An 11144-nucleotide genomic window follows, 5' to 3' on the forward strand; every position below is an offset into this window, starting at 1 on the left:
GTTACTATTCATTGTATAATAAGCTGGCTTTAGCAATCTATCGATTTTTCTTCATTTTAAGCCTTCATATTGTTTAGAAAGCTTGTATTTCCTTCCTCTATTTGAGCTATCTACCATTTCCAAAAAGCCATTTTCTACCCAGGTAGCACAAATCTGGGCACTAGTTCGTGGCTTAAAACCAAATAACTCACCAATTTGTCGACTAGTAACTGTTTCAAATTCCTGGAATAACTCAAGTGCTCTACGTTGCCGCGGATCTAGTTTGCGCATAAGATTACTTTGGTCAGGCAACCCTTGTACATCAGCCATACGTTTTAAGACATTTTCAAATGAAACAGCCATCCCCTCTATGAAATATTCTACCCATTTAGTGATATCCGCTTCAGTTCTTCCCTTATAATAGTTATGGGACACGCCAATACTTATTGCTTCATAATAAGCTCCAAGATTGCGCGCATAGTATTCTTCTAATGAATAAAGACCTTTTAAATCATAGCCACCTAAATGCAAAATTAAGGTTGTCAGCAGTCTTGCTGTCCTTCCGTTGCCATCATAATAAGGATGAATAGTAGCAAACTGATAATGAGCAATAGCAGCAACAATGGGGCAGGGAATATTTTGTGCTTCCCGAATCCAAAGAACCATACCACGCATTAAACTAGAGACATCCTTGGCTTCCGGTGGCATGTAGATAATAGCCTTTGTTCTACCATCGCGAATCACATTTTGAGAGTCTCGGTATGGCGTAGATCTAACCTTTATTCTACCATCTGCCATAACAAGAGCGTGGAGTGTTTGGATCATCTTTTCTGTTACAAGGTGACCTGCTGCTGCAGATTGTTCCACTTTTTCAAGTGCTGCATAATAACCTTTAACTTCCTTTTCATCTCGCTCACGCCCTGGAAAATGCCCTTCATGTTTTAAAACAATCTGGATTTGATCTGGGGAAAGAATATTCCCTTCAATCATAGTAGAATAATGTGTTGTATAAAGACGCGCTGTTTCTCGTAAAGAGCTCAATACGGTTGGAGTCAAAGGAAGATATGAGATCTTTTCCTTTGCAGACTCGATACGCATCAAGTTAGTCACAATGCTAGAGGTAATGGTGTAATTAGGTAAAAATTTTATCGGCATAATAACTGCATTTTATCGGAATTTTCTAAGTCTTAATTATGCCGATAAAATGCAGATAAAGCAAGCTTTTTTAAGATAAGTCTTTAAATTTCCTCTTGTTGCACAAAAAACTCTTGAATAGCCTTAAAATAGGCTAACGCGACTTCTTTTAGACGAGAAGAGCAAGGGTGTCCTTGAATTTCTGTGTTCAAATGAGAAAGCCTTAATGCTTCCTCTAGATTATTTTGCACAAGAGATTCTCCATAACAAAGCGGTCCATGTATAAGTCTTGTCAAAGCTAAATTACGAGCATAAACACCTTTTTCTACTTCAATACTCGCTGTCTCTAAGTAACGAGCCCCATCTGATGGAGTAACAGAGGGTATTTGAAGATGCTCATTGAATTTTTTTAGAACTATCTTAGAAAATTGTTTAGATAGAGAAAAGTCAGAAGTAACCAATAAACGAAGGAATTCATAACGAGCTTTTTTCTCTTTCAATTCCCCTTCACCAAAAGATCCTGGAATAAACACCATGTTATAGTTTTTATCTGTAGTAGAAGTATACTTTTCCCCTTCAGAATCATGCGCATTATAGTGAATAATTACTGTAACATCTGGTTTAAAAGTATTAATTTTTTCTGCACGAGCATATAAATCTACTCCATTATAAACACCACGAAAAAGCTGTGTTAGTGTTTTTTGTGTTGACCATAGGTCTGGATGTGTTTGTAGAAATTGAAAAAAATTTTGAGAGAGAGCACCCTCTGCTTTTTTTGTTCTCGTTAAGAAGACCTCTGCCCCTTCTTTTTCTAGAAGCTCTTTTAAATAAAGAGCTGTTAGAAAAGTTAAATTACCTTCATTAAAGGTAATGATATTTTTATCGTGACAAATTTCTACAAATCTTTGTTCTAAATGAGAGTATCCACCTCCAAAATGCCCTGGATCAATAGCAATTTTGCAATTAGCTAAACTTTTTTTAGGAGCTTGAAGAATACCCGCTGAGCCAAATATTAGACGATATTCTTCTTGACCTTTCTGTTTGTCTTCCAAAGAAGCATATATAATAAAAGCATCATCAGTCAGTAAAAAATAGTTTTGTGCTTCTTTAGCTTTAACCAAGTACTTTAATTTATCTTCTATTTCTTCTTTACTGATTTTGTCTTGATAAGAATCAAAATCCTGAAAAGAAAAAGAATGCATGAAACAAGGAAAAAGAAGAGCAGCTAAATGTAGCATGATTTTATACATTATAAGTTCCTTAAATAAATAATCTCTAGAAATAAAGGCTTCTGATGCCCTAGATAACAAGAGAAAAGATCTGATAAATCCTTTTCGATTTCCTCAAAAATTAGAGTGTCCTCTACCTGTTTAAGCAAATCAAGGACAATTGTAATTTCATTATATCTATTTAAGCAAATTTTTATTGTGGGATTTTGTGAAGGGAATGATTGGTGTACATAATGTTCAACATAACTACGCAAAATGGATATATGAACAAAAACATCTGCATTACCTGCTGTAAATCTATAGTAGCGTCCGATCAGAGCAATAATAACCCTTAAGACTACTCCAGTAAATAAAGCACTCAGGCTAAAATAGAGAAATACTTCTTTGTAAGCAGCAATTGCATCATACAAAATAGACCTTTTAAGTTAAAAACTCTCATCATAGTAATCAGAATCGGCAGCAGGCTTTGCCGTTTTTACTCTATCTTGTAAAAGATCTTCTAATTTTTGTTCTTTTTTAAGTCTAGGCATAATTAAATTTTTAAATATGATGTGTATCGATCCTACGTGCAATCCAGTTAACTTACTGATGTCCTCCAGAATTTTCATATGAATCTCCTCAGCTTTCTCCGGAATAGAAATTCCATAAGAAATATTGAGCTCAACTCGAATATTTACTGAATGTTTTTTTTGATCTTGTTCAACATGGATCCCTTTTACACCTTCTAAGATCTCTCTGCCTAAGAGACTATCAAAAAGATTTCCTTCCAAAGGTTCTATATCTTTAACCTTGGTTAAACAATGCCATACAATTGATTGAAATACTTTGCTCTCCACATCGCGAACAAAGACAGTTTCTGGTAAATCCAATTCTTTACTATCAATATCTTTTAATTGATTATGCATGAGGCCGTACCCTTAATTTATATTCAAAACCCATTGTAACAAGCTGCAGATTAATCAGCTAATCTTCTTTATTTCAATTAAATTTTTTAATAAATTTGCTATATTTTAGCCAATTCGCTATCCTTCTTAGCTAAAATATCACTAGATGAATCATGAGCTTATTATTTTATATTACAATTAGTCTTTTTTGGGGATGGATTACAGCGCATTTCGCTCAAAAAAAGGGGCTAAATCCAAGAAATTGGTATATTGCAGGGGTTCTTTTTTGTGCTTTGGCATTTATTATGGTGCTTTTCCAACGCAAAGAAACTCTTAAAATTCCAGATCCTGTACATAAACCAGAATTAGTTCCTATCTATCTATCTCAGAGGGAATATCTTTGGTACTATCTCAATGAAGCAGGACAGCAATTTGGGCCCGTTAACTTTCAAGCTTTAACTAGAGCCTGGGAAAATAAAAAGATACAGGAAGAATCTTACTTATGGAATGAAGATCTAGAAGACTGGAAAAGATTTAAAGAAGTTCTGCAAATAACTACGCCTAAGATTTAAGCGTAGTTTATAAAATACTACCAGCTAGCTTTAACTACTCCTGGAATTAACCCCAAATTAGCCATTTCACGGAAGCAAAGACGAGACATTTTAAATCTCCTTAAATATCCACGAGCTCTACCTGTAAATTGGCAACGATTGCGCAACCGAACAGGTGAAGAATTACGAGGCATTTTATTTAAAGTAATTTTTGCAGCCAAACGCTCTTCATCACTTTTATCCATATCGACTATTATTTTTTTTAATTCTTGACGCTTGTTCCATTTTAAATTAACTAGCTTTTCACGTCTTTTTTGTTTTGCTATTGAAGACTTTGTTGCCATATCCTTATAACTCTTACTTCTTGCGAGCAGGGCCTTTTTGACGCTGCTTGCGGTTAGGATCCATTTTATTAATGACATAAATGCGTCCGCATCTACGAACAATCTTATCCCCTTTTGAAGGGTCTGCTTTAATCGAGGCTTTTACTTTCATGATTTACCTGAGAGAAAAAAACTAAAATTCTAGTAAACTTATAAGCAATCATTAGATTTGTTGCAAGCCTAAATCTTTGTAAATTCTTTTATTTAAAAAGAATTCTGCTTGAGGAATTTGCACTCACTTATGTATATTGTCATACAAGTTTTGAATCTTTTATGGCACAAGGAATTAAAAAAAATGAAACGTACATACCAACCTAGCAAAAAGAAAAGAAGAGCTGCATGCGGTTTTCGCAAAAGAATGAAAACCAAGGACGGCCGCAAGATTATTAACAGACGTCGAAGAGCCGGACGTAAGCGCCTTGCCCTGTAACAAGTCTTGGCGATTTCCTAAATCAGCACGGATTTTAAAAAGCTCCCATTTTAGACGGTTGACCAAAAGCAATCGTCGTATTTTCGGAGAAATGATTTCCGTGGATTTTCAACACTCAAAAGGCCTTGATTCCAAATTGGGCATCACTGTCTCTAAAAAATTTGGAAAAGCTCATGATCGCAATCGTTTTAAACGTATTGTTAGAGAGGTCTTCCGTGAAATGCGCTCCCATCTTCCCATTGGATTAGAAATAAATATCTCCCCTTGCTCTCGCTTAGGTGTTATATCTAAGCAAATCGTGTTAATTGACTTAAAGCGCATTGTAGAAAAAATTGTACAAAGCGATAACAATGTCACTATTTCCTCATCTTAACTCAGATCAAAGACAAGCAGTTATTGCTACTGAAGGAAGAGTGCTGATTTTGGCCGGTGCTGGTAGTGGGAAGACAAGTGTATTGGCTTATCGAATAGCCTACCTACTCCAATCTCTTCATGTTGAACCTGAAGCTATTTTAGGATTAACCTTTACCAATAAAGCTGCTCAAGAAATGAGGGAAAGAGTTGCTCGCATTGTAGGCGTAAAACTTGCAAAAAAACTTACCTTAAGTACCTTTCACAGTTTCTGCATGCAGCTTTTGCGTAAAGAAATTCACCATCTAGGATATACTAATAACTTTACTCTTTATACAGAAAAAGAGGTGCGTCGCATTGCTCTGCAAGTGACAAAAAACCTACTTGAACATGAAGGAGAACTTCCTTCTTTAGAAGAAGCCCTGCAGAAGATCGCCCAAATTAAAAATAAAGGGTTAAACCCAACTGATCTAGAAGTTATAACTTGGCATGATCAATTTTGTCAGGATTTGTATACGCGTTTAGAATCGTGTTTATGTGCATACAATGCTGTGGATTTTGACTCGCTTTTGTCTCTTTCAGTGGCTCTTTTTGAAAAATATAAAACACAAATGCTGCCCTATCAAAAAAGATATCGCTACATCATGATTGATGAATACCAGGATACTAACCCCATTCAGTACCGATTAGCTGAACTGCTTTCTGCATATCATCATAATTTATGTGTAGTGGGAGATGACGATCAATCCATTTATGGATGGCGCGGTGCTGAAATTAAAAATATCTTAGGCTTTGAATCAAAAACCACCATCAAATTAGAACAAAATTATCGCTCTACACCTACTATTTTACAAGCCGCCAACTCTGTAATTGCCCATAACCAAAAACGTCACAATAAACAACTATGGAGCAATGCAAAACAAGGAGAGCTGATCCACTTATTTCATGCTCCTACAGAATTAGAAGAAGCACAATCTGTAATTCAAAGAATGATCAAACTTAAAAGAGAGATAAAAATTCCTTGGAAAGAGATGGCAATTCTTTATCGCTCTAACCTATTAGCAAGACCTTTTGAATTAGCCCTTATGCAAGCTGTGTGGCAAAAACAAGACCATTGGGTAAGAGGAATCCCCTATCAGGTATTTGGAGGAACAGAATTTTATGAAAGAGCAGAAATTAAAGACCTCCTTGCCTATTTACGCCTGATTGTAAATACTCTTGATCAAGAAGCTCTTTTGCGCATTATTAATACCCCCCGAAGGGGAATTTCTGATCAAACGCTTAAAATACTTACTGATTTTAATCGTAAGAGCAATATTTCCCTCTGGGATCTTTTAGAAGAAATAGCATCTCCTCTCTCCTCTGAGTTAAAACAACATCTTCCTCCTAAAGCGCTTAACGCCATTTGCTGTTTTACAAATTTAATTAAGACCGCTAGAGATCAATTTTCTAAGCTATCTCTTTCTGAAGCTTTCACCTGGCTTATTGAAACCATCGACTATAAAAAAACCATTGAAGATGAAGCCAAATCTGAAAAAATGCGCGACTTTAGATGGGAAAACGTCATGTATTGCGTAGATATGATGACCATCTATGAAGAAGAAAATCGTCTTAATGAACAAGAAACTAGCCTTGCTGATTTCTTATCCACAGCCCTTCTCGATCAAAGCCAAGAATTTCCCCATACAAAAAAAGCCAATGATGATCATGTTAATCTTATCACATTCCATAGCGCTAAAGGATTAGAATTTACCGCTTGCTTTCTTGTAGGAATAGAGGATCATATCATCCCTCACGAAAAAAGCTTATTTGAAACCGGTCTAGAAGAAGAAAGAAGGTTGATGTATGTAGCCATGACTCGCGCTAAAGAATATCTTTGCTTAAGTATGGCGCGTCAGAGAAAAAAAATGGGAAAAGACCTTGTTACTAATCCTTCTCGCTTTTTACTGGAGATCCCCAAGCAGTTATTAAAAATTAGCTCTTGGCAAACTATTTAGTCAAAAATAGTTAACTGCTCAGAATTTTCGGATATTTTTTCTAATGTGATCTGCTCAGCATGGGATAAAAAAAACAATCTAACTGTTAATTCTTACGATCGCACTGAATTTTTCATCTCCCTATTCTGAAAAATTTTCAAAATGTAGCATGCTTTTTTTTGACAATAAAAATATTTATTATTACATTGCTTTATCTTTTAACTTATACGCAGGTATATGTTGAAAAAACCATTCAGAATTTGCTCGTTAGTTCTTCTTTACATGGCTCTTTTGGGTGCGCAAAAAATTGTCAGTTCAGAACCGAATCGTAAACTCTTAGAAGAATCTTTAGGAGGGTATTCTCATGTAGTTTCCCAGGAAGATTTATATCTTGATGATGCTGGAATCCAAGTAAACATAAATGGAACTTTGTGTCTTGTATCCTCTTTAAAAAGAATGGGCAATCAATGGTTAGCAAATCTTGATCCGCGGTATCAATGTCCTTGGGGTCATTCTCTTTGTGGATATTGTCATATGTGTCATAAAATAATTTGTCCTGATTACATTTCAAGATGTTCAGCCTCAAAGTAAGTTATGCTCATCTGGCCAGAATTTGAACAATGCGATAGTTCCCATAGCTTGATTACTCTGTGACAAGCTTATATTGAACCCCCTTAGTTTTGGCGCAGTTGAGATTCACTCATTCTGAATTTTAAGTTTCAGAAAATTTTGATGGTGTTTAAGAATCCAAAATAGCAGGAATAGATGGGAATATTATGGGAAAGATGTTAAAAAAATATAAAGTATCATCCAAGTCAAGCTATTCAGTAACCAGTATCTTGTCGAATTGGGTCTTTCAAAAGATATGGATTGGTTGTATCTTCATAAGCTTTTCTTGTCACGTAGAATCAATTTGTATTGACTGCAATCAAGAATATGCAATTTTAGATCAGTTTTTTAAAATGACATTTTCATCAGAAGAATATGGCTACGTCTTCGAGGGCTGTAAACCCATTTCTATAAAAAATTTCCCCTCTCTTGATTCTTTTCCCATATCAAAAGATTTTAAATATGAAGAAAAACGATTTCATAATACGATCCTAGTTCGAAAAGCAATCCCTCTCTGGAATAAATTTTGTGGTCAACAGAAAGATTTTATTCTTAAAGTTACTGCTTTAAATAATCAAGAATCGTCTTTTTTATCTCCTTTAGAAGTTTCCTTTATCAATGTTTCCAAACTTCAAGAAGTTGTTGAGAAAAATGGCGATTTATTTCGCTATATTCTTGGACCTACGAACACAGTTCAAGATATTGTGGATATAATTGTTAACTCTAATCAACCGCTTGCTAACATTTTGAATCATGATCTTACTCTAGTAGGCATAGTCCTCGGATTCGGATCTCATAATAGCATTGTAGGTGGACGACACGAGACAATTTATGCTTTATCTATTTCTAAAGACTATCCTCCTTTTTCTCCTCAAAGTTACTTAATGCAAGACAGAGGTGAACACAGTCTAGACTTTCTCACTCCGGAAAGGTATGGCACTTATTATTTAGAATTAGCAGGAGGAGATGATGTTAATTTCAGAGTGGATCTTCCTCGACTCAAAACTCAATCCAGGTTTGTTAATTTAATAGACGAGATACACAGCATAGATCAACTAGAGGAACAAATCCTCCCTACATTTCGGCAAGAACCTAAGTTCGTTTTCGGTGCTTTTAAAGGGGGGCCATCGAATCAACCATTCTTTAAACAAGTGAGTAAAACACAAAAGAATATTCGATCTCTCTTAAGTAATTCTCATTTTCTTGAACGCGTATTGGAAAAAATTAACAAAAAACCTGTGATTCGAATAAAAAAAACAATATTGAGCGAGCCCTCTTCAACATCTTTCGAACTATCTCCAAATTCCTGGAATGAAATTCTACATAGTGTTGCTAATCGATTTATAGATAAAGAAAAGAAATCCGCTTTTATTAAAGCATTTAATCATCCAGAAGACACTTATCGCGAACCTCCAACGATGATGGGGGCCTCAAATGCTATTTTAGAGGGATTAAAAAAAGCTCGTAGCAATCTTGCAAAGGCAAATCTGCAGTTTGATAAATTATCGCAAGATGCGACATTAAAGGAACTTGTCTTTAAGCAGCTCTATTTTAAAACCATTCTTCCAGGAAATGAAAAAAAATTGAGAAGAGAAGATCGGGTACGAATCGGATTTGTGATTGAAGATATTGAAGGAAATATTCTTTTTGCTAATCACGACAGCTGGATAAATCTTTCGGAGACTTTCCCTGGATTCGCCCATGGATTACAAGGAATGCATGTACAAGAAAAGCGAATCCTATTTATTCATCCAACATTAGCTTATGGTGCTTTGACAACTCTGCCTTCTTGTTCTGCTCTTACAATCAAGGTGCAATTATTAGATATTGACTCACAAACTTTAGGAATATTGCCTCTATTGAAACCCCTTGACTTAAGCTGGGTACAGGATTCCTACTTTTATAATAACATTGAAAAGTCACTTATTCAACAACCCTACTTTACTGGCATTTTTTATCGTGAAATGCTGAATAAAATGAAGCAATCAAATTCATTAGTTTTCATTGAAGGCTCTCAAAAAAATGATTTAAAATTAAAATTATTTTTAAAGAAAGATCCTTTGAATGAACCCTTGAAAATTGAATAGACTCGTAATTGGATTTTTTCTATAACCCCTTTTCAGAGAAGAGAGAAATAGAATGAAAAATTATTGTCTTTCTAAATCTTCTAACTGACAGATCTCTTGTAACTGTAGTTTAAATGGACCGGGTGCATGCTCATAGGCTAATAACAAATACTCTCTAGCCTTTTCTAACCGATTTTTCTTCCATAGAAATTGTCCTAGTAATAACTCTATCTCCCAACAATATTGGGGTTCTGCAAAAGCTGCTTTGTGTAGGTATTCAAGTAAAGGTTCTATGGTTTTATCGAAAGATCTGCCTTTGCGATCTCGATCATGAAATTCTATAGAGGCAAGATGTGCATTTGCACCTAATTGATGGGTTTTATCTTTTCGCAGTATCTTTTTTTTAAATTTTAGAACATAGGGATGATCAGATCCTTTTTCTTGTAAAAGTTGAGCATATTTTTCCAAATGAAAAAAACATCCTTTTTCTTTTTTTAACCCTTCTCGTAAAATTTCTTCTTTAAAGTAAGAAGGAGATAAGCGAGATGCTTTTTGATACATTCTTTGCCACTCTTCTTCTTCAAAATCGGCGTCTATAAGGGAACATATAGTTGAAAAATCATCTATTAAAGAGCTTAAAAGCTCTTTTAAGAGGTTATGATCGAGTGGTATAAAGTTCAATCTTGCAAATTCTCTTCCTTTAGGATCCAATAATAAAATTAGAGGGTATTCTTGCACTTGATACTTATCTCTTATTTCTTTTTTTTGTTTCAAAAAAACTTGCCATAAGATCATTTCTTGCGAGAGCTCTTTAATAAATTCAGGTTTTTTAAGAAGTTCTGTTTTCAACTGATCTGACCAACAACAACCCTCTTCGGCAAGAAAAACAGCAAGAATGGGCAGGTTGCGCTCAGAGGAAAGGATTAAAGCTTTATTTTCTTCAAATACCCAATCCCCAAAGACTAAACTAGCAAAAAACAAACATCCAATCTGAAACATAATTACAAAAAAAACAAAATCAATTACTATTAAATCTAAAAGCGACCACTGGTTTTTCTATAAGAAATGTCTGTATTTCCTACTACTATTATTTTGCGGCATCGTAAAGAAAATTTAAAAAAATGCAGTCTGCGTGGTATAGAAACAAGAGAAGATTGTAAGTTTTTTACATATCCTACTCAGAGCTTACCTGATTTGTCTTCCTATGTTCTACTCACCTTAGATGCTCCTTGCCTTTCCTTGAAAGATGCAAGTTACGGTTTGTTTTTAATAGATGCAACTTGGAGATACGCGCAAACCATTTTTCAAAACCTACTACAACCCCATCGTTTTATTTCCCGTAGCCTTCCTTCTCATTTTCAAACCGCTTATCCACGCAAACAAGACGACTGCTTAGATCCTCAAAGAGGATTAGCGTCTATCGAAGCCCTATTTTTAGCTTATTATATATTGGGAAGAGATCCTAAAGGGATCCTTGATTTCTATTATTGGAAAAAATTGTTTATAGAAAAAAACCAAACGTATGGCCTAAGTATTTAACAACCAAGGCAAT

At 35.0% G+C, this 11144-nt stretch carries 14 protein-coding genes; 7 read left to right on the forward strand and 7 right to left on the reverse strand.

The features are described from left to right. Positions 1-51 precede the first annotated feature (51 nt). From RHTP_RS09050 to RHTP_RS04130, 4 genes are all read right to left on the reverse strand, one after another. The gene (locus RHTP_RS09050; RefSeq protein ID WP_138106864.1) at positions 52-1134 is read right to left on the reverse strand and encodes a Fic family protein; all 1083 of its coding nucleotides are present in this window, start codon (positions 1132-1134) and stop codon (positions 52-54) included. A gap of 83 nt (positions 1135-1217) precedes the next feature. Next, on the reverse strand, positions 1218-2363 hold the full coding sequence (locus RHTP_RS04120) for an N-acetylmuramoyl-L-alanine amidase family protein (RefSeq protein ID WP_138106865.1): 1146 nt from the start codon (positions 2361-2363) through the stop codon (positions 1218-1220). Continuing rightward, positions 2363-2752, reverse strand: coding sequence for a hypothetical protein (locus tag RHTP_RS04125; RefSeq protein WP_138106866.1), 390 nt, complete (start codon positions 2750-2752; stop codon positions 2363-2365). Before RHTP_RS04125 ends, RHTP_RS04120 begins: the two co-directional genes overlap by 1 nt. 15 nt (positions 2753-2767) lie before the next feature. After that, positions 2768-3247: an Asp23/Gls24 family envelope stress response protein gene (locus RHTP_RS04130; protein ID WP_138106867.1), complete on the reverse strand. Its 480-nt coding sequence runs from the start codon at positions 3245-3247 to the stop codon at positions 2768-2770. A gap of 152 nt (positions 3248-3399) precedes the next feature. Between RHTP_RS04130 and RHTP_RS04135 the strand changes: the two genes are divergently transcribed. After that, the gene (locus RHTP_RS04135) at positions 3400-3798 is read left to right on the forward strand and encodes a DUF4339 domain-containing protein (RefSeq protein ID WP_138106868.1); all 399 of its coding nucleotides are present in this window, start codon (positions 3400-3402) and stop codon (positions 3796-3798) included. Between the two features lie 17 nt (positions 3799-3815). On the opposite strand, the gene rpsN is transcribed toward RHTP_RS04135, so the two are convergent. Both rpsN and rpmJ read right to left on the reverse strand, forming a co-directional pair. Next, positions 3816-4121: a 30S ribosomal protein S14 gene (rpsN, locus tag RHTP_RS04140; protein ID WP_138106869.1), complete on the reverse strand. Its 306-nt coding sequence runs from the start codon at positions 4119-4121 to the stop codon at positions 3816-3818. 13 nt (positions 4122-4134) lie between these two features. After that, positions 4135-4272 carry a 50S ribosomal protein L36 gene (gene rpmJ, locus RHTP_RS04145; RefSeq protein WP_138106870.1) on the reverse strand — a complete coding sequence of 46 codons (138 nt, stop codon included), beginning with the start codon at positions 4270-4272 and terminating at the stop codon, positions 4135-4137. Positions 4273-4455: 183 nt separating this feature from the next. Between rpmJ and rpmH the strand changes: the two genes are divergently transcribed. The 5 genes from rpmH to RHTP_RS04170 all read left to right on the forward strand — a co-directional run bounded on the left by rpmH (position 4456) and on the right by RHTP_RS04170 (position 9613). After that, the gene (rpmH, locus tag RHTP_RS04150) at positions 4456-4590 is read left to right on the forward strand and encodes a 50S ribosomal protein L34 (RefSeq protein ID WP_138106871.1); all 135 of its coding nucleotides are present in this window, start codon (positions 4456-4458) and stop codon (positions 4588-4590) included. Then, positions 4580-4963 (forward strand): ribonuclease P protein component, encoded by a 384-nt coding sequence (gene rnpA, locus RHTP_RS04155; RefSeq protein ID WP_138106872.1) that lies wholly within the window; start codon positions 4580-4582, stop codon positions 4961-4963. Before rpmH ends, rnpA begins: the two co-directional genes overlap by 11 nt. Further along, entirely contained in the window at positions 4941-6938 is a 1998-nt protein-coding gene (locus RHTP_RS04160) for an ATP-dependent helicase (RefSeq protein WP_138106873.1), read from the forward strand. Before rnpA ends, RHTP_RS04160 begins: the two co-directional genes overlap by 23 nt. A 216-nt stretch (positions 6939-7154) precedes the next feature. Then, on the forward strand, positions 7155-7508 hold the full coding sequence (locus RHTP_RS04165; protein ID WP_138106874.1) for a hypothetical protein: 354 nt from the start codon (positions 7155-7157) through the stop codon (positions 7506-7508). 185 nt (positions 7509-7693) lie between these two features. Next, entirely contained in the window at positions 7694-9613 is a 1920-nt protein-coding gene (locus RHTP_RS04170; protein ID WP_138106875.1) for an FKBP-type peptidyl-prolyl cis-trans isomerase, read from the forward strand. A gap of 60 nt (positions 9614-9673) precedes the next feature. Here RHTP_RS04170 and RHTP_RS04175 read toward each other — a convergent pair whose 3' ends face one another. Next, positions 9674-10591 carry a thioredoxin fold domain-containing protein gene (locus tag RHTP_RS04175; protein ID WP_138106876.1) on the reverse strand — a complete coding sequence of 306 codons (918 nt, stop codon included), beginning with the start codon at positions 10589-10591 and terminating at the stop codon, positions 9674-9676. A 66-nt stretch (positions 10592-10657) separates the two neighbouring features. Between RHTP_RS04175 and RHTP_RS04180 the strand changes: the two genes are divergently transcribed. Then, on the forward strand, positions 10658-11131 hold the full coding sequence (locus RHTP_RS04180; RefSeq protein ID WP_138106877.1) for a hypothetical protein: 474 nt from the start codon (positions 10658-10660) through the stop codon (positions 11129-11131). Positions 11132-11144 lie beyond the last annotated feature (13 nt).

Origin of the sequence: Candidatus Rhabdochlamydia sp. T3358 (assembly GCF_901000775.1) — a bacterium.
GTDB lineage: Bacteria > Chlamydiota > Chlamydiia > Chlamydiales > Rhabdochlamydiaceae > Rhabdochlamydia.